This window comes from Acidimicrobiales bacterium, from assembly GCA_041394185.1.
Classification (GTDB): Bacteria; Actinomycetota; Acidimicrobiia; order Acidimicrobiales; family Poriferisodalaceae; genus JAAETH01.
Genome location: JAWKIQ010000003.1, coordinates 565759 through 582828, shown reverse-complemented (window position 1 = coordinate 582828; position 17070 = coordinate 565759). Strand labels below are relative to the sequence as shown.

General features: G+C 65.0%; 19 protein-coding genes. 7 read left to right on the top strand and 12 right to left on the bottom strand.

What is annotated here, in order from left to right; all coding sequences use genetic code 11:
- Positions 1–10: 10 nt before the first annotated feature.
- Positions 11–1468 (top strand): histidine kinase N-terminal domain-containing protein, encoded by a 1458-nt coding sequence (locus R2770_16240; GenBank protein MEZ5282009.1) that lies wholly within the window; start codon positions 11–13, stop codon positions 1466–1468.
- 21 nt (positions 1469–1489) lie between these two features.
- Here R2770_16240 and R2770_16235 read toward each other — a convergent pair whose 3' ends face one another.
- Together R2770_16235 and R2770_16230 are read right to left on the bottom strand one after the other, a co-directional pair.
- A complete protein-coding gene (locus R2770_16235) occupies positions 1490–2434 on the bottom strand; it encodes an MBL fold metallo-hydrolase (protein ID MEZ5282008.1) in 945 nt (314 codons plus the stop codon).
- Positions 2435–2467: 33 nt separating this feature from the next.
- Positions 2468–2749, bottom strand: coding sequence for a WhiB family transcriptional regulator (locus tag R2770_16230; GenBank protein ID MEZ5282007.1), 282 nt, complete (start codon positions 2747–2749; stop codon positions 2468–2470).
- A 184-nt stretch (positions 2750–2933) separates the two neighbouring features.
- Between R2770_16230 and R2770_16225 the strand changes: the two genes are divergently transcribed.
- Positions 2934–3632, top strand: coding sequence for a glycerophosphodiester phosphodiesterase (locus tag R2770_16225; protein MEZ5282006.1), 699 nt, complete (start codon positions 2934–2936; stop codon positions 3630–3632).
- A 27-nt stretch (positions 3633–3659) separates the two neighbouring features.
- Here R2770_16225 and R2770_16220 read toward each other — a convergent pair whose 3' ends face one another.
- Complete coding sequence (locus R2770_16220) at positions 3660–4577, bottom strand: diacylglycerol kinase family protein (GenBank protein ID MEZ5282005.1); 918 nt, start codon at positions 4575–4577, stop codon at positions 3660–3662.
- Positions 4578–4728: 151 nt separating this feature from the next.
- On the opposite strand from R2770_16220, the gene R2770_16215 reads away from it, so the two are divergent.
- Positions 4729–5490 carry an electron transfer flavoprotein subunit beta/FixA family protein gene (locus tag R2770_16215; GenBank protein ID MEZ5282004.1) on the top strand — a complete coding sequence of 254 codons (762 nt, stop codon included), beginning with the start codon at positions 4729–4731 and terminating at the stop codon, positions 5488–5490.
- 11 nt (positions 5491–5501) lie between these two features.
- Positions 5502–6452: an electron transfer flavoprotein subunit alpha/FixB family protein gene (locus R2770_16210; GenBank protein MEZ5282003.1), complete on the top strand. Its 951-nt coding sequence runs from the start codon at positions 5502–5504 to the stop codon at positions 6450–6452.
- 24 nt (positions 6453–6476) lie between these two features.
- Here the strand turns inward: R2770_16210 and R2770_16205 are convergent, their stop codons facing one another.
- Genes R2770_16205 through R2770_16190 form a run of 4 tightly spaced genes read right to left on the bottom strand, consistent with a single transcriptional unit; the run spans position 6477 to position 9308 of the window.
- Complete coding sequence (locus R2770_16205; GenBank protein MEZ5282002.1) at positions 6477–7484, bottom strand: hypothetical protein; 1008 nt, start codon at positions 7482–7484, stop codon at positions 6477–6479.
- Positions 7481–8191, bottom strand: a complete 711-nt coding sequence (locus R2770_16200) for an SCO1664 family protein (protein MEZ5282001.1) — start codon at positions 8189–8191, stop codon at positions 7481–7483. The genes R2770_16205 and R2770_16200 overlap by 4 nt, the downstream gene beginning before the upstream one ends.
- Positions 8192–8194: 3 nt before the next feature.
- The gene (locus tag R2770_16195) at positions 8195–8644 is read right to left on the bottom strand and encodes a DUF3090 family protein (GenBank protein ID MEZ5282000.1); all 450 of its coding nucleotides are present in this window, start codon (positions 8642–8644) and stop codon (positions 8195–8197) included.
- Between the two features lie 19 nt (positions 8645–8663).
- A complete protein-coding gene (locus tag R2770_16190; GenBank protein MEZ5281999.1) occupies positions 8664–9308 on the bottom strand; it encodes an MSMEG_4193 family putative phosphomutase in 645 nt (214 codons plus the stop codon).
- Positions 9309–9383: 75 nt separating this feature from the next.
- On the opposite strand from R2770_16190, the gene R2770_16185 reads away from it, so the two are divergent.
- A complete protein-coding gene (locus R2770_16185) occupies positions 9384–10055 on the top strand; it encodes a uracil-DNA glycosylase (GenBank protein MEZ5281998.1) in 672 nt (223 codons plus the stop codon).
- On the opposite strand, the gene R2770_16180 is transcribed toward R2770_16185, so the two are convergent.
- Together R2770_16180 and R2770_16175 are read right to left on the bottom strand one after the other, a co-directional pair.
- Entirely contained in the window at positions 10045–11511 is a 1467-nt protein-coding gene (locus R2770_16180; protein ID MEZ5281997.1) for an AMP-binding protein, read from the bottom strand. The genes R2770_16185 and R2770_16180 overlap by 11 nt on opposite strands.
- The gene (locus tag R2770_16175) at positions 11508–12539 is read right to left on the bottom strand and encodes a serine hydrolase (GenBank protein ID MEZ5281996.1); all 1032 of its coding nucleotides are present in this window, start codon (positions 12537–12539) and stop codon (positions 11508–11510) included. Before R2770_16175 ends, R2770_16180 begins: the two co-directional genes overlap by 4 nt.
- A gap of 18 nt (positions 12540–12557) precedes the next feature.
- On the opposite strand from R2770_16175, the gene R2770_16170 reads away from it, so the two are divergent.
- The gene (locus tag R2770_16170) at positions 12558–13169 is read left to right on the top strand and encodes a hypothetical protein (GenBank protein ID MEZ5281995.1); all 612 of its coding nucleotides are present in this window, start codon (positions 12558–12560) and stop codon (positions 13167–13169) included.
- A gap of 16 nt (positions 13170–13185) precedes the next feature.
- Here R2770_16170 and R2770_16165 read toward each other — a convergent pair whose 3' ends face one another.
- From R2770_16165 to R2770_16155, 3 genes are all read right to left on the bottom strand, one after another.
- Positions 13186–14370, bottom strand: coding sequence for a Coenzyme F420 hydrogenase/dehydrogenase, beta subunit C-terminal domain (locus R2770_16165; protein MEZ5281994.1), 1185 nt, complete (start codon positions 14368–14370; stop codon positions 13186–13188).
- Positions 14371–14444: 74 nt separating this feature from the next.
- Positions 14445–15968: an MDR family MFS transporter gene (locus R2770_16160; GenBank protein ID MEZ5281993.1), complete on the bottom strand. Its 1524-nt coding sequence runs from the start codon at positions 15966–15968 to the stop codon at positions 14445–14447.
- A 52-nt stretch (positions 15969–16020) separates the two neighbouring features.
- Positions 16021–16233, bottom strand: coding sequence for a hypothetical protein (locus tag R2770_16155; GenBank protein ID MEZ5281992.1), 213 nt, complete (start codon positions 16231–16233; stop codon positions 16021–16023).
- A gap of 71 nt (positions 16234–16304) precedes the next feature.
- On the opposite strand from R2770_16155, the gene R2770_16150 reads away from it, so the two are divergent.
- Positions 16305–16934, top strand: coding sequence for a TetR/AcrR family transcriptional regulator (locus R2770_16150; GenBank protein ID MEZ5281991.1), 630 nt, complete (start codon positions 16305–16307; stop codon positions 16932–16934).
- The last annotated feature ends 136 nt before the right edge of the window (positions 16935–17070 follow it).

The window sequence follows — 17070 nt, the reverse complement described above, 5'->3', positions numbered from 1 at the left end:
AATGACGGGCATGGCACGGCTCGGTGCCAATGTCACGACGGCCGAACTCACCCAGCTCGAGCGGGTGGTCGCTTGGTGGGGCCTGCTGGCCGACATCTCGTTCGCCGATCTGTTGCTGTTCGCCCCGGTACGCGACAACCGATTCGTGGTGGTCGGACAGATCCGGCCCTCGACGGCCCAGACCCTCTACCGCGACGACGAGGTGGGCCGGGTGTTCACCGAAGTCGAGCGTCCCCTCGTGGCCCGGGCGTTCAGGCTCGGCGAGATCGTCGACGGTGAGGTCACTCTGGCCGGGGGCAGTGGGCCCCGCGCCCGTGTCCACTGCATCCCGATACGCCTGGAGGGCAACGTAATCGGGGTGTTGTCGCGCGAACTGCGCCCCGATTTCGAACGTGTTCGGATGCTGGGCCAACTCGAGCGCAGCTACCTGGGTATCTACGAGCGCTTCGCCAAGATGATCGAGATCGGCGAGTTTCCCTTCGTCGACAGCGGCGTAGATCCCGAAGACCTACCCCGTATCGGCGACGGAGCCCTGGTCGTCGACGATCAGGCGCGCATCGTCTTTGCTTCACCCAACGCCGTTTCGACCCTGCACCGCCTCGGATTCGCCGGCGTGGTCGAGGGCCGGCGGCTCAGCGACCTGGGCCTGGATCAGCGAGTCGCTCGCGACGCCATGAGCCTCACGTCGCCCATGGCAGCCGAACTCGACAGGGGCGGGGTGTTCATTCAGCTCGTGGCCGTGCCCTTGTCCGGTGGCCGCGACAAGCGCGGTGCTCTGGTGATGATGCGCGATGTCACCGAACTGCGGCGTCGAGATCGCCTGTTGATGTCCAAGGATGCGACGATCCGCGAGATCCACCATCGGGTGAAGAACAACCTCCAGACCATCTCGTCGCTGTTGCGCATCCAGGGTCGAAGGCTCGAGAGCGCCGAGGCCAAGGTCGCCATCGAAGAGTCGGTTCGGCGCATCGCCGCGATCTCGTTGGTGCACGAGACATTGGCCCAGGAGACGGGCGAGGACATATCGCTTCTCGAGATCGTCAGGCAGATCGCCCGCACCATCGAGTCGAGCCTCACCGATATCCACAGGCGGGTTGCGATAACGGTCGTCGGCGATGTCGGGGTGGCTCCCGCAGAGGTGGTCACCCCGCTGGCGGTCGTCATCAACGAGCTGTTGCAGAACGTCGTCGACCATGCTTTTCCGCCCAGCAGGGAGGCGGTCGACGGTGTGGTCGGCACGGTTGTGGTCGAACTGCACGGCTCGGTACGCGCCGGGCTCTCGATAAGGGTTCACGATGATGGTGTGGGCCTGCCGGCCGATTTCGACCCCGATCGCTCGAGCGGCCTCGGAACCTCGATCGTCAAGACACTCGTGACCAGCGAACTCGGTGGCGATCTGACCATGACCAACAAGCCCGACGGTGGTGCTCTGGTGGTGCTGACCGTGCCGCCCTACCGGCGCGAGTAGGCGCCGGAGGCGAAGCGGGCGTCAGACGGCCAGCTTCGACATCATGGTGAACAGCTTGACCACGTCGCTTGGCCCATGGGTGGGATCGAGTTCGCGATAGACACCGTCGACGTTGACCGCCAGGCGTTCGCTGTCGAGCCAACCCGCGAACTGGCCGAGGCTTATGTCGGCTGCGGCTTGTTCGGCCGTCATCCCAGCAGCGTGGCGTGCCCGGGCCTCGGTGTCGACGTACTGGAGGTATTCCTTGACCCGCTCGACGCCGGCGGCGTCGGTGATCGGGCCATGCCCCGGAACTATCCGTGAAGCGTCGAGTTCGAGGATCAGGTCGCACGCTGCGACCCAGTTGGCGATGGGGCCGGCCCACATCAGGGGAGTGCCTTCGATGAACAAGATGTCGCCGGTATAGACGACGCCCGACTCTGGTACGTGAGCGATGACGTCACCTTGGGTATGAGCGGGGCCGACCTCGTACAGATCGACCGCGGTGTCGCCCACGATCACCTGGTGGCGCTGCTCGAATGTCACCGTAGGCGGTGTCAGCGTTATGCCTTCGAAGTCGAAGTCGCCGAAACAATCGAGAAGGTACTGGCCCAGGTCTCCCATGTTGGGGGCGGCCTTCATCATCTGGGCGAGCATGTCGGGTGGGGTGTGCAGCATCTCTTCTGCACAGGCCTTTGACGCGATTATCTGGGCGCCGGTGACTAGTTCGTTGCCATAACAGTGGTCGCCGTTCGCGTGGGTGTTGACCAGGTTCCTTATCGGTGCAGTTGCTGTGACCGCGGACATCTGGTCGAGCATGTCGCGCGTGAGCGCCAGGTCGAACAGTGTGTCGACCAGCAGCGATTCCTTGCCGCTGGTCACCAGTCCTGCGTTGCTCCAGCCCCAACCACCATCGGGCTGGAGGTACGCGAAGCAGCCATCACCGATGTCGTGGAGGCCCTTGCTGAAGTTGTTCGAGGTCGCCATGGGCAAACACTACGTGCTGCCCGGTGCGCAGGCTCAGCTGGCGCGTGCGGCGCGCCGGCGTGCCCGGCGAATCTCGCGTCGCTCTTCCTCGGAGGTTCCGCCCCAGACACCAGCATCCTGGTTGGTCTTCAAGGCGAACTCGAGGCACAACTCTCGTGCGTCACACTCGCCGCAGACCTTCTTGGCCGCAGCGATCTGGTCGAGCGCTAGGCCGGTCGTGCCGACCGGAAAGAACAGGGCTGGGTCGGTGTTGCGACACGCAGCCTGGTCCCACCAGAGCTTGCTGTCGAGCAGCATGCTCGCCTTGAGCACCATCTTGCCTCCCTTGCACCGCCGAGGCGGTGCCCCCGTGGTGAGGAGCCGCCGGACGAGGAGATCCGGTCACGAAGTTCCTGCACGCCGTGTGCAGGTTAGCCACCGTCAGACACGCGTAACAAGGGTTTCAAGAAAGATATTTCGAATATGGAATGAAATTCGTCTCCCGCGCCATGATGTGGGAATGTCAGGTCCCCTAGTGATTGCACATCGTGGTGCTTCGCGCGCCGAGCGTGAGAACACACTGCAGGCGTTTTCGACGGCGGTGCTCATGAAAGCCGATGCGATAGAGCTCGACGTTCGCCTCACCGCCGACTCTCAAATGGCGGTGCACCACGACGCGGGGTTCGAGACGCCAGAGGGTCAACGGCTGGTGGTCCAGTCGACCGTGGCCGAACTCGCGGGCCACATTCCGCTGCTGGAGGCGGCCCTGGACGCGTGTGCGGGTGTTCTGGTGAACATCGAGATCAAGAACATCGCCTCCGACCCAGACTTCGATCCCGACCGTCGGCTGGCGGGCCTGGTGGTCGACCTGCTGGCCGCACGTTCACGGCGCGACCGTGTTCTCGTCTCGTCCTTCGACCCGGGCACCATCACCCAGGTGCGCCGGCTCGACCCCGGTGTCGACACCGCCTTGTTGACCTATGACGACGATCCGGAGCGGTCGCTGTCGGCTTGCGTCGATGCAGGACATGTTGCGGTCCATCCATGGGATCGCAAGGTCGACGAACGATTCGTTGCCGCGGCGCATGCAGTGGGGCTGAAGGTCAACGTCTGGACCGTTGACGAGCCCGAGCGCATCGCTGAGCTCGCCCGGTGGGGTGTCGACGGAATCGTCACCAACGTCCCCGACGTTGCTCTGGCAACGCTCGGCAGATCCTGAAGCCAACCATCGACGCCCACAGCCGAGTCAGCTCGTGGGAAGAACCAGGCTGAGCACGTCGGGGCGCCATTGGAACTGGAGAACCTCGGCGTCGCCCAAATGGTCGCCGTCGACCTGGTACGGAAACGGCCCGTGCCCGGTGACGGTCAGGTCTGTCACGCCACTTCGATTCTCGACGATGGGGTCGTCGATGATCCGCCCGCCCCTGACCAGGTTGCCCACCAGGCGCATCATCGGCATAAACCCCATGCTCCTGACCCCGACCGTCGAAAGGGCGCTGTCGATGTCGGCGCTGGGGTCGATCGACAGCGGTCGGCTGCCCAGGTAGGTGTAGGGGTCGGTGTTCAGAACGATGCCGAGGTAGATGTCGTCAACAGATGTCTGGTCGCCGTAGGTGAACGCCATGCGCGGCCTGGATCGGTCGTAGTGGCGCATCCAGGTCGAAAACCCGGCCCAGATGAACAATGGGTGGCCCGCGTAACGTTTGAGGCTCGCCCTCTTCTCCACCTGCTCGACCACGGCGGCGTCGAAGCCGAGGCCTGCATGGAACAAGAAGTAGCGGCCGTTCACCGTCGGCAGGCCGATGCGGCGGATAGACCCGGCCTCGATGGCCTCGAGAACAGCTTCGGTGGCTTCCAGCGGGTCGTCGGGCGTGTGCAGCGTTCTGGCGAACACGTTGGTGCTGCCCCCAGGCAGGGCGGCCAATGCGCACGTGGTACCCGCCAGGCCGTTGGCGGTTTCGTTCAAGGTTCCGTCGCCACCCAGGCACACCACGACGTCGGTGCCCGTCGATGCCGCCCCCCTGGCCAACCTGCTCGCGTGGCCTCTTCTGGCCGTTGTGGCAACGGTTACCTCGTGTTCGCGAGACAGCGCCTTGCGGATCAGTACCCGGGTTCGGGCGGTCACCGAGCTGGCCGCGCCGTTGACTAGAAGGGTGATCCTCACAGCTCAAGTGTCGCGCCGCGCGGCTAGGTCGTGTGTCGTCGTCAGCAAGATCTGGGCGCAGTTTCGTGAGTGGGGGATTTCACATGCCTGACAACTTGCCCACGGCCCCCGGAGGGGCCAGACTCTGAGACCTATGAAGGTCGCAGTATGTGTGAAGCAAATTCCGGATCCAGCGGTTCCGGGCGAGCTCGACCCATCGACCAACACCCTCAAGCGCGATGACAAGCTGATTCTCGACGAGTCCGACTCCTACGGTGTCGAACTCGCCCTTCAGTTGGTCGAAGCAGCCGGAGGCGGTTCGGTCACCCTGGTGTCGATGGCTCCCCGCGGTGAGGTCTCGGGTCTTCGAACCGCTCTTGCCATGGGCGCCGACGACGCTGTGCTCGTCTCCGACGACGCACTGGCCGGTACCGACGCACTGGGCACCGCCAAGGTGCTCGGCGCGGCCATCGGTCGCCTGGGCGCCGACTTGGTGCTGGCGGGTGTCGAGTCGTCCGACGGCTACACCGGAACCGTTCCCGAGCAGATCGCTGCGGTCCTGGGTATCCCCTCGGTCACGTTCGCCAAGAAGATCGAGATCGGCGACGGTTCGTTGTCGATCGAGCGCCAGACCGACGACGGCTACGACGAGGTCACCTGCCCGATGCCGGCCCTGGTCTCGGTCACCGGTGGTGTTGTCGAACCCCGCTATCCGTCGTTCAAGGGCATCATGGCTGCCAAGAAGAAGCCGGTCGAACAACTCGGCATCGGCGATCTGGGCATCGATGCCGGCGCGGTCGGAACCACCGGCAGCCGTCAAGAGACGGTTGCGGTCGTAGACGCCGAAGAACGTGAGGCCGGCGAGATCGTGGTCGACGAGGGCGAAGGCTTCCAGCGCATCGTCCAGTACTTGACCGAGCTCAAGGTCATCTGAGGAGCGAACAAGTGTCAATCAACACCATCTGGGTCTACGCAGAGGGCGGCGACGCTCCATCTGCTCTCACTCTCGAGATGCTCACCAAGGCCCGTGAGCTCGCATCAGAGGTCTGCGCCGTGGTCGGCGGCGACGGAGCATCGCTGGCCGGTGCTCTGGGCGCCTACGGGGCCTCCAAGGTCTACGCGACCGGCGACCTCGGCGATGCCCTTCCGGGCATTCCGGTTGCCTCGGCCCTGGCCGGGCTCATCGGCGGTGGCACCAGCCCCGACGCCATCTTCTTCGGTCAGACCTACGAAGGCCGCGACGTTGCGTCGCGTTTGTCGGTCATGCTCGACCAGCCGGTTGTGACCAACAACGTCAACGCCAAGGTCGAAGGCGACACCCTGGTGTGCGACGAGCCCATCTTCGGCGGCACCAAGACCTTGTCGACGGCTTTCCGCAACGACGGCGTCAAGCTGGCGCTGTTCCGGCCCAAGTCCTTCGAGCCTTCCGAGGCGGGTGGCGGCCCGGCCGAGGTCGTGTCGATCGACGTCCCAGATCAGGGACAGGCCAAGATCGTGGCCCGCCACGTCGAAGAGCGGTCGGGTCCACAGCTCGATGCCGCTCCCATCGTCGTCGCCGGCGGCCGCGGCATGGGCAGCGTCGACAACTACGCCCTGGTCGAAGAGCTGGCCAAGCTCCTCAACGCCGCGCCTGGCGCTTCTCGTGCCATCGTCGACGCCGGCTGGGTTCCCTACGCCTACCAGGTGGGCCAGACAGGCAAGGTCGTCAAGCCCGACGTCTACATCGCTTGTGGCATCTCCGGTGCCACCCAGCACCTGGTCGGTATGAAGGGCTCGAAGAACATCATCGCCATCAACAAGGACGAGGAGGCTCCGATCTTCGGAATCGCCGACCTCGGAATCGTCGGTGACGTCAACAAGGTGATGCCGGCCCTCATCGCAGCCCTCAAGGGCTGAACAACGATTTCCGGCTCAGCCGGATCACGAATCCATCGACGGGTCGCCCTGCGGGGCGGCCCGTTCGTGGTCGTGGGCGTCTATGGCCCACGACACCCCGTGCTGGGGGTCCTCGACGGCCAGGCGAAGCCGCCAGCCTCGGTGCTCGTCGTGTGTGTCCCAAGCCCACCACCTGAGCTCTTCGAGCCACTCGCCGATGTCGTCTGGGTGGGGCGGCCAGGCCGGATCACCGGCGAGGGCCGCTACGGCGTGCCACGCGATGGCCCTGCCTGCGGCTGCGCCGCGTCGGCGGCCCTGTGCACCTCCGGACGCCGCGGTCCAGGCCATGAGTCTCAGAGCCTGCGCGGGCTCGAGTTCGGCGGCAGAGATCGGGCCGCGGCGCAACGCCGCAATGGCCTGGTGCGCCGATCCGACCACCGAGACCGTTACGCAGCTTCCTTCCGAACTGGACAACCACGGAGTTACCAGGTCGCGCAGGCCTTGCTCGGCGACATCGTCGGTTCTCAGGCGCCCCGGGGCAACCTCGTCGATCGGCCTGCGCACGGGTAGCGCTGTCGACGGCGCGTGGATCGAGTCGGGCTTGTATTCGGCCAGGTCGTAGTCGGGTTCCCAGCCTTGGAGAGCGCCCGGAAGCTCGAGTTCCGCAGAGTCCGAAGCGATCACATCACCGCGCACCACGGCCTCGGCCGCGACCTGGTTCCTCGCCGCGCCCTTGGGCAGGTGGGGTTCGATGTCGTCCCACAGATGAGCGTGGGCAGCGACCTCGGCCAGAGGTCCCACTGCGAACACCCCGGGAGACTCGACGACGACCTGTGCTGCCAGGTCGGGCGTGCCCCCCAGGACCAGCCGGTACTCGCCATACATCGCCGCCGGCCAGAGTTGGTGGCCCCGCTCGTGGCCACGTCGGCAACGGTTGTTCACCCTGGCCAACTCGACCCAGTCTTGCCGGTCGCAGATGGTTTCGATCGAGCGCAGGATCGCGTCCAGGTCGCCGCGGTCGATGTGAAGGTCGACGTCGTGGTCGGTGTTCACACCAGTGGCCAGGGCCAGCGTCGCCCTGTCGGGTCGTCGGGGAACAGGCCGTGCTCGACGACCCGATTGGCCCGGCGTAACAACGCGGCAACCTCGTCGTGGTCGAGCAACTCGGATATTTGCTCTGGAAAGTCTTCCGTCAGGTCGACCACATCTGCCATCAACCCCTCGTCGATGGGTTCGTGCTCGAAGTTCCAGATCACTGTTCGCAGCTTGAAGTCGGCCGCGAAGCAAAGACCGTGGTCGATGCCCCAGATGTGGCCTGTCGAGTCGATCAGGCAGTGGCCGCTCTTGCGGTCGGTGTTGTTGGCGAGCAGGTCGAACAGGCACAGGCGCTTCAGGGCCGGGTGATGCGAGGTGTCCTCGACGAGCGTGAAGTAGTGCTGCTCGTAGTCGGCTTCGACCAATAGCTGAACCGATCCCTTGCCGAATGGTCCCTCGCGTTCGATCGTGGGCGGAACTATGGGCCACCCCAGCGCCATCGCAAGCTCGTACGCTGCGATCTCGCGTCTGTACAAGCCGGGGGGAAAGTCCCAAAGCGGCCTCTCGCCTGCCGCCGGCTTGTACACCGCCGGCAGCACGTGTTCGTCGTCGACGACCCGCACCAGGAACGTCTGGTTCGAGGACCAGGGCATACGCCCCTCGACCTCGACCTCGCCTTCGCGAAGCTTGCTCTCGAGAGCCCTAAGAGCGGTCAGGTCGCTCATGGCTCAGTGTGGCCGATGACCGTTCTGCCGTCCGAAATCTCTGCCGTGCTCGATCAGCAACAGTGCATGACCGGCGAAACCCCTGGCCTGGGCGAACGTGAGACCAAAGCGCGCGGTTGCCGGTTCGTCGTCTTCGTCGTCGGTGAGTTCCTCGACGATGACGTGGACGCGGTCTGCGTCCTCCTCGATGCCAATGCCCAGAGAGGCGACCGTCCATGCGGCCATCAGGGGCTCGACGAGGTCTTCGGGACGAATGGGGTCTGAGGTGTCGCCCCGGTCGTCGAGTATCTCGAGGATGCCGCTGGCCAAGGCGTGGGCCTGTCCCTTTTCCAACTTCAGCGATACCAGATTGTGGGTATCGCGAGCCTGGAGGAAGAAGATGCGCTGGCCGGGCTCTCCGACGGTTCCGGTGACGAGGTTCGATACCTCGAGCATGTTGAAAGATTCGCTCATGTCGCTTCCTGGTTGAGGATCAGGCCGGGGCCAGTTCGGTCAGTGGTCCGCTGATCGAGTTCACAGCCAGTACCACCGGGCCTTCGGTGGTGTACAGCAGGGCCGAGATCGAGCATGGCGACACCACGACTCGCTGGAAGAGGTCGAGGTGGGTTCCCATGGCGGAGGCAACCAAGGCCCTGATCGGGTCGGCGTGCGAAACGCACACGATGGCCTCTCCGGCGTGTGCGGCGGCCAGGCCTGCGACCGTGTCATTGATACGGGCGTTCATGGCCGTGAACGACTCGCCCCCGGGGAAGGTGAAGCCGCTGGGATACTTCTGGACTGTCTTCCACTCGGGCAGCTTCGCCAGGTCTTTCAGGCGCCGTCCCGTCCAGTCTCCGACGTTCAGCTCGATCAGGCCCTTGTTGCTTCGGACGCGCAGGCCCAGGGCCTTTGCGATCGGGGCTGCCGTCTCGCGCGTGCGCTCGAGCGGTGACGCATAGACGGCGGTGACCTTCGAGCCCAGTTCAGCGATGCGGTCGGCCGCAGCCTGGGCTTGGAGCTGGCCCTTCTCGGCAAGGTGGAGGCCTGGCGTCCGGCCGGGGAGCTCGTCGCCCGTGGTCGGGGTCTTGCCGTGACGCACGAGCAGGACCAGGGTTGGTTTGGGTTTCGGGCTGGGCACGTCCAGAAAGCTATCCGACTATCGGGCCCTACCGGTCGAGCAGTTGAGCTACCCGGCGGCGGTAGGGTCGATTGCATGGAGAGGCGCAGGCAGCTGGAGCTCTTGGCTTGCGAGATCGCCGATTGTCGTGCATGCGACCGCCTCGTCGACTGGCGCGAACAGGTGGCCCGAGACAAGCGAGCGGCCTTTCGTGACCAGCAGTACTGGGGCAAAGCCGTCGCCGGCTTCGGTGACCCTGCGGCAAAGGTCATGGTGATCGGCCTGGCGCCTGCGGCCCACGGGGCCAACCGCACCGGGCGGGTGTTCACCGGCGATCGCTCGGGCGACTTTCTCTTTGCGTCGATGTTCCGGACCGGATTCGCCAACCAGCCCGAGTCGGTGGGTCCTGGCGATGGTCTCGAGTTGATCGGTGCCTATGTGACGGCGGCTGTGCGGTGCGCGCCCCCGGCCAACAAGCCCACCACCGAAGAGCGTGACCGCTGCCGGCCGTTCCTGGAACGCGAGCTCGAACTGCTCGAAGACGTCGAAGTGTTCGTGGCTCTCGGGCAGTTCGGCTACGGCGTGGCCTCCACACTCTTGGGGTTGAGGCCCCGACCCAAGTTCGGCCACGGGGTCGAGGCTCGGCTGCCCGATGGCCGAACCATCATCTGCTCGTTCCATCCGAGCCAACAGAACACCTTCACCGGGCGTCTGACGCCCGACATGCTCGACGCTGTGTTTGCCAGGGCCCGCGAACTCAGTCGCTGAACAGGTGGCGGTACTGCTCTCGCAATGCCGCCTTTTGGACCTTTCCCATGGCGTTTCTGGGGAGGTTCTCGAGTTGGATGTGGTGGCGTGGGTGCTTGAAGCGGGCCAGGTGTTGGTCGAGTGCCGGCCTGACCGACGCCTCGTCCCAGGCCCCCGCCACGACCGCCACGACCGCTTCACCGAAATCGGGGTGCGGAACCCCGATGACGGCCGACTCGGCGATGCCAGGAACCTCGTCGAGCACCAGTTCGATCTCCTTGGGATAGATGTTGTAGCCGCCCGAGATGATCATGTCGCCAGCGCGTCCTTCCAGGGTCAGCCGGCCATCGGCGGAGGTGTGGCCGACGTCGCCGGTGACGAACCATCCACCCGGGCGCATCTCTTCTGCGGTCTTGTCCGGCAGGCGCCAGTAGCCGTCGAACAGTCCAGGGCCACGAACCTCGACGATGCCGGCTTCGCCCGCCTCGACCACCTCGCCGTCGCGTGTGACCCTGATCTCGGTGTGGGGCAACGCAAAGCCGACGGTGCCGGGAACGCGATTGCCATCTAGCGGGTTCGAGGTGATGATGCCGCACTCGGTCATCCCGTACCGCTCGACGATCTGGTGTCGGGTGCGGGCGGTGAACTCTTCGTGGACCTGGGCCGTCATGGGGGCCGAACCCGATGTGAACAGACGCATCGACGAACAGGCATCTGGATCGAGCCGCGGGCTGGCCATCAGCCTGGTGTAGTGGGTCGGAACACCCATCATCACCGTTGACCGCGCAAGGGCGTCGATCGTTTGGTCGACATCGAAACGGTCGAAGTACTCGACCCGGGCTCCCGACAACATTGCGCTGTGCAGTGCGACGAAGAGCCCGTGCACGTGGAATATCGGCAGGATGTGAACCAGGGTGTCGTCGGGCCGAAAGCCCCAGATCTGGTTCAGGCCCCTGCCGTTTGCGATCAGGGCTGCGTGCGACAGCATCGCTCCCTTCGAGCGACCGGTGGTTCCCGACGTGTACAGCATCATCGCCAGGTCGCGGCCACCACGGCTCGTGACCTGCTCGCTGGCTTGCGCTTGGTCGGCCAGCCTCGCCAGCTCGCCCAGATCGACCATCGCACAGGCGTGGTCTGCGGTGGGTTGCGGCGAGCCGGGGTCGAGCACCACCAGCGACGGTTCGCTGTCGTCGACGAAATAGCCGACCTCGGCTGCGGTGTAGGCGGTGTTCAGCGGCACCTGAACCGCTCCGAGTTGAAGGCAACCCAGATACAGGGCGAGCGCGTCGACGCTCTTCGACACCTGCACCACAACCCGGTCGCCCGGCCCTACACCCAGGCCGACCATCGATGCCGCAAAGCGGGCGGCCATCTCGAAGACCTTCCCATAGGTCAGGGTCTGGTCGCCGGTGATGATGAATTCTCGCTGGTGATCCACATGGGCCAGCACGCGGTACAGGTTCTCGTCGATGGTCATCGTGCGAACTCCTCGACGATTGCCCGCAATGCCACCACCAACGATTGTTTGTCGGTTTCGGGCCGTACCCCCGACCTGACCAGCACCAGATCGAGCGCGGGCACCATCCAGATGTACTGCCCCTCGTAGCCGTGGCACGCGAAGGTTCCGAAGCCGTCTTCGTGCACCCAGAAATGCCCACCGTGGACAAAGTCGTCGACTCCGCGCGAGGCCTCGGTTGGGGTTCTGAATCGGTCTATCTGGTCGGCTGGGACCAGCTGTCGCTCGTCCCAGCGCCCGCCCCTGAGGCACAACAAACCGAACCGCGCAAAGTCGGCGGCGGTGCAATAACAGAACGACGAGCCGATGAAGGTGCCGCGGGCATCGAACTTGGGTATCGGCGAGGCCATGCCCACAGGGTCGAACAGCTCGCGACGCATGAAGGCCTCGAACCCTGGGGCGTCGCCGTCGAGGCCCAGATGGCCGGCGATGTGGCGGGCGAGAATGTTGGTGGTGCCCGAGCTGTATTGGTAGACCTCACCAGGCGCGGCTGCAGGTGGTTTGTCGGCTGCAAATCGGGCCGCATCGGCCTTGGCGTCGCCGAACAGCATCCTCACGACATCGCTTGGCTGGTCGGGTTCGTAGATCTCGGTCCACTCGAGGCCCGTGGTCATGGTCAGCAGATGCCGTGCCCGTATCTCGCGTCTGGGATCGTCCGGCGTCGCAACCCACTCTGGGGCCAGCACAGGTGCTTCCCAGTCGATTCCCGCAAGAGCGCCAAGCACGGCCGTCATCGACTTGGCCATCGACCACGATGGCAGCGTCGAGGCCGAGTCGACACCGTGGCCATATCGTTCGACCACCAGCGAGCCGCCCTGTACCAGCACCAGTGCATCGGTGCGTCCCAGCTCGGGGCGGCCCGACTCGAACAGCTCGTCCACGGCGGCCTGAAGTGCGTCCGGATTTGCTACGTCGGGCTCCGACGAGGGCCACTGATGAGTGGGCCATGGGGTGTCGGCTGGTTGGGTGGGCAGCGCGGGCAGCGACATCGTGCCATCCTCGTCTTCGTGGATTGGAGGCTTGATCGCTCGAACATACGTCACGACACCGGCCGCAAGCTCATCTACGCCGCTGCCGGTGTATTTCTGATGATGGTGGCGGCGTGCAGCGGCACAACCACGCGCATCGCCGAGCCGGGCGACGTCGCCGATGTAGAGGTCACATCGACGACCTCTACCTCGACAACGACCACCTCGACAACCACCACCACGATCGCCCCAAACCCGGGTATGGCAGCTTCGGTCGCCTTCCTCGACGCCTGTGTGTCTGGCGACGGCCTCACCGGGCCCTGCCACTGTGCCCTCAGCGCTCTGGCGACGGCTGTGCCCGCGGATCAGTGGGCGATCATGGAAGATCGTCTACAGGTCGACGGTCGTTTCCCCGAGGTCATGGGCGAGGCTCTGGTCGCCTGTCGTGAAGCCCCAGAACCCGCACTCGATGTCGCCGCCATCGATCCGCTGGTTCAGTCTTGTGTCGACGCCGGCACCGATCGGGCTGTTTGTCGATGTGCTGGCATTCGTGCGTGGCAGATCGTGCCGGTTGCCCTTCTGGGCGACTACGCAAACGACAGCGCCGCGGTGCCGAGTTTCGCCGACCTGGTCGACGCCTGCCGGATCTGACCCAAGCGCCTGCCGGCTATTTCTTGACAGGCGTTGGTAGGAGGGCCGGCTTGTCCCAGGCGAAGTCGGGCCAACGCGTGCGGCTCTTCTCGGCGAGTTTTTGCATCAGAGCGATGGCGCCCGGATCGTCGTCGCCAGGGCGACCGATCAGCGACCCGTCCTCGAGCATCTTGATGATGATCTCGCGGCCCAGGTCGGTCCTGACGATGGTCAGCGTCCAGTCGTTGTACTTGCCGATGCCTCCGGTGGAGATGTCGGCATGCTGGGCGGCGAAGTCAGGGCAGTGGTTGCAGCCCTCTCGCGTCCACGCGTGACACTCCTTGAGGTTGATCTCGTAATAGCCGCCGTCGTGGGTCCAGATCTGGAACACACCCTTGATGTTGGTCTTCTTTATCTGGGTGCGGTCGAGGCCGTACTTCAGCTCGAACAGCTCCTCGAAGATCGCCTCGTCGAAGCTCTTCGAGCACAACAGGCCGATGTTCAGGGCGAAACGGTTGCCCACCTTGCCGATCTTGCGGCTCTTCATCACGGGCACTATCGAGCTCTGGCAGCTCATGCCCACCAGGGCGATCTTCTTGGCTCCTGAATCGAGCGCCTCATCGAACGCCAGCGGGTTGGCCGAATAGGTGTAGCGGCTGCCCGCACCGCGGATGACGTCGTCCTTGTTGTAGGCCACGCCAGGTGACGCCGTCCACTGAGAGCCTTCGCCATCGCCGACATATGAGGTGAGGGCCGCGTCGATGTAACCGTGCTCGAGTGCCCAGATCAAGATGGCCGAGACCAGGCCCCCGTCTTGGCCGTGCTGGTGGACGAAATCGTCGCTGGCGCGGGTCAAGATGATGTCTTTGTAGATGCCGGCAGCGTCATCGGCCTGGCGGGTCCGGCCGAACAGGAACTCCTCGGCATCGTCTTCCCATGTGCGGAACCTGGGGCACGCCCTGGTGCAGCTGGTGCAGCCCTTCTCGCCGTGGACGCAGTTGTCGAGCCCGAGCTCTTCTTCGATGTGGAAGGGCTTGAACCCGCCCTGCTCGTGGTTGTAGCCGATCACGTCGTGGGGGCACGAGATCACGCAGCCCGAACACCCGGTGCACAGCCCGGTGGTGATGACCTCGCTGTAGAGCTCCTTCCACTGGAAGCTCCAGCGTTCCCGCGCTGGTTTCGAGGTTTCGGTATCGGCGATTTCGGTGTCGGTGGCGGACATGTGACGACTCTAGTCGTGCAGCGCCCGCTACCTGTTTGGCAGTCGCGTCCGCGCCTTTCGGTCGAACCCGGAGTTCAGTCGACGGCCGGAGTCTGGCCCTGGGCCGACAGGGCGGTTGTGGTGCGAAGCTCGAGCTCGGGTAGGAACCATGTGGCGACCACGAAGGCGGCCATTATCGGTATCGCTGCCACGAAGATCGAGTCGGTGGCAACCGCGACCGCATGCTCTACGGCGTCGCGGAGTGCCGGCTCGAGTCCTTGGATGTCCTCTGGGGTCGACAACAGGTCGTCGATCGCGACCCTGTCGGCCAGATCGTTCAGTTCGCTGCTGATGCGGGTGGTCAAGAGCGCGCCGTAAGCCCCGACCCCCACCGTCTGGCCGAGGGTTCGGAAGAAGTTGATGGCGGCGGTCCCAGCGCCCAGATCTCTGAGCTCCAGCGAATTCTGGGTAGCCGTGGTCATGGTCGGGAAGGCCGTACCCATTGCGAACCCGCCGATGGCCAGCCACGGGATCGCCGAAACGGCCGTCGAGTTCTCGTCGAGGGTCGAGTACGCAACCAGCGACACGACGGTCAGCACCGGGGCGCCTCTCAACAGCCATCGGTATCGACCGGTGCCGGTGGTGACCCTGCCGGCCAGGTACGAGCCGCAGGTCACGGCGACTGACATCGATGCGAGTATCAGGCCCGCCTTGGTGGCCGGCTCACCCATCGACACCTGGAAGAACAGGGGCATGAAGGCCATCACCGCCATGCCCGCCGACCCGTATGCAACGTTGCCGCCGATCAGGATCCGGAACGTCGGATTCCGAAACAGTCTCATCGGCAGGATGGGCTCGGCTGCTCGCATCTCCCACCAGACGAACACGACACCGCACACTGCACACAGGGCCAGCAAACCCGTCACCTGGACCGACGCCCACGGATATGTCTCGCCACCCCAGGCCAGGCCCAGGATCAGAGCGGTCACGCCCACGACCAGCACCGACGCGCCGAATATGTCCAGCGAGTGCTCACGCGCCGGAAGGGCGAACGTCAGGTTCCGGCGGATCATCACCCACGCTGCCGCGCCCAATGGGATGTTGATCAAGAAGATCCAGCGCCACGAGGCCACATCCACGAAGACGCCGCCGATCACCGGGCCGACCAGGGCCGAGAACGTGAAGTTCATGGTGTAGTACGCCATGTACCGGCCGCGCTCGCGCGGCGAGAAGATGTCGCCGATGACGATGAAGCCCATCGCCATCAGGCCTCCACCACCGATCCCCTGGAGGCCTCGCGAGATGACCAGCTGGATCATGTTTTGCGAGGCGGCCGCCATCACGGAGGTCGCCACGAACACCCCCAGCGCAACCTCGGTCAGGAGGCGCCGGCCGTACAGGTCGCTGAGCTTGCCGTACAGAGGTGTCGCTGCGACGGAGCCCAGCAGGTATGCCGTCAGCACCCACGGCAGCTGGTTGATTCCGCCGAGATCGCCTGCGATCGTCGGAAGTGCGGTCGACACCGCAGAGGTGTCGAGCGACGAGAGAAACGTCGCCATCATCATTCCGGTAAAGATCAGCAGCGTCTGGCGCTTGGTCAGATCCCCTTCACCTGTCACCGGCACAGGTTGTCAGCGCTCGACGCCCGGTACCAAGCCCGGCCCGCAGCGCTCAGGCCTGGGAGTCGCTGCTTTGGGCTGCGCGTGCGAGTTCGAGCACGCAGTCGAGGGCGTCGATGCGAAGCTTCTCGAGTACATCGCCGCTGAGGCAGCCGAGCACGGCGAGCTCCTCGGCCTCGCGGGCGAGGGCGAGGGCGAGGGCGCGAACGTAGGCGCTGCTTTCTTCCACCAATCCTCCCCTGCGGATCTGAACGAATTGCGTCATGGTGCCACTCGTCCGGACAACGAGACGATCCACGACGCACGCGTCGCGAACAAAATGTATGTTTGGCTCTGATGGGTTCGGAGCTGCTGATACTGGAGGCCGCCGCTGCTCGGGTTCTCGAGAGCGGTGACGTCTCTGAGGTGTATCGCCTCTCTACCTCTGAGATCGCCGAGCAGGCAGGTCTGACCCGCGGTGCTTTGACCCATCATTGGCCGACCCGCGGCGAGTTCGAAGCGGACCTCCTGCACCATCTGGCAGTCGGCGTGCGCGCCAGGTCTCGGCAACGACTTGGGGCCAGCCTCGAATCCGTTCTGACCGCGGCGACCAAGGTCAGCTTCGACGACATCTTCGGGGTGGCCATCGAGAGTTCGATCGATGCGGTGGCCCACAGCGACGACTTCCCGATCCTCGTCGGTCTGTGGGCCGCGTCCATGACCGATCGTCACCTGGCCGAGCCCCTCGCCGCTACCTGGGAAGACCTGGACACCGCCTTCAGCGAGCAGATTCGTCTTCTGCTGGCGGTGTTTCGCCTTCACATGAAGGAGGGTTTCACGCCCGCGCAGCTGGCGTCGGGCCTTATCAGCCTGGTGCAGGGGTACGCGATCCGTACCCGCATCGGTGGTGATACCGAGTGTTTCAGCCCCCAGGAGCGCTCGAGGCAGGTCCGCGCCTTCCTGCTTGCATACATCGAACCCAACTGAGTTTCGGCGCGGCCCGTCACCAGCAGCCCGCAGGGCCCGCGGACCTATCGGCTTGCCTGCGCATGGCGGGTGACGACAGGATGGTGTGACCAACCGTCCCGTTGCAGGCGGGCGAAGCGGGCCCATCGGCGGCGTG

Bases quoted from the DNA above. Each gene is read 5' to 3' on its own strand.
- R2770_16240 (MEZ5282009.1), top strand. From the start codon at position 11: ATGGCACGGCTCGGTGCCAATGTCACGACGGCCGAACTCACCCAGCTC.
- R2770_16235 (MEZ5282008.1), bottom strand. From the start codon at position 2,434: ATGGCGACCTCGAACAACTTCAGCAAGGGCCTCCACGACATCGGTGAT.
- R2770_16230 (MEZ5282007.1), bottom strand. From the start codon at position 2,749: ATGGTGCTCAAGGCGAGCATGCTGCTCGACAGCAAGCTCTGGTGGGAC.
- R2770_16225 (MEZ5282006.1), top strand. From the start codon at position 2,934: ATGTCAGGTCCCCTAGTGATTGCACATCGTGGTGCTTCGCGCGCCGAG.
- R2770_16200 (MEZ5282001.1), bottom strand. From the start codon at position 8,191: ATGAGCGACCTGACCGCTCTTAGGGCTCTCGAGAGCAAGCTTCGCGAA.
- R2770_16195 (MEZ5282000.1), bottom strand. From the start codon at position 8,644: ATGAGCGAATCTTTCAACATGCTCGAGGTATCGAACCTCGTCACCGGA.
- R2770_16185 (MEZ5281998.1), top strand. From the start codon at position 9,384: ATGGAGAGGCGCAGGCAGCTGGAGCTCTTGGCTTGCGAGATCGCCGAT.
- R2770_16180 (MEZ5281997.1), bottom strand. From the start codon at position 11,511: ATGACCATCGACGAGAACCTGTACCGCGTGCTGGCCCATGTGGATCAC.
- R2770_16175 (MEZ5281996.1), bottom strand. From the start codon at position 12,539: ATGTCGCTGCCCGCGCTGCCCACCCAACCAGCCGACACCCCATGGCCC.
- R2770_16165 (MEZ5281994.1), bottom strand. From the start codon at position 14,370: ATGTCCGCCACCGACACCGAAATCGCCGATACCGAAACCTCGAAACCA.
- R2770_16155 (MEZ5281992.1), bottom strand. From the start codon at position 16,233: ATGACGCAATTCGTTCAGATCCGCAGGGGAGGATTGGTGGAAGAAAGC.
- R2770_16150 (MEZ5281991.1), top strand. From the start codon at position 16,305: ATGGGTTCGGAGCTGCTGATACTGGAGGCCGCCGCTGCTCGGGTTCTC.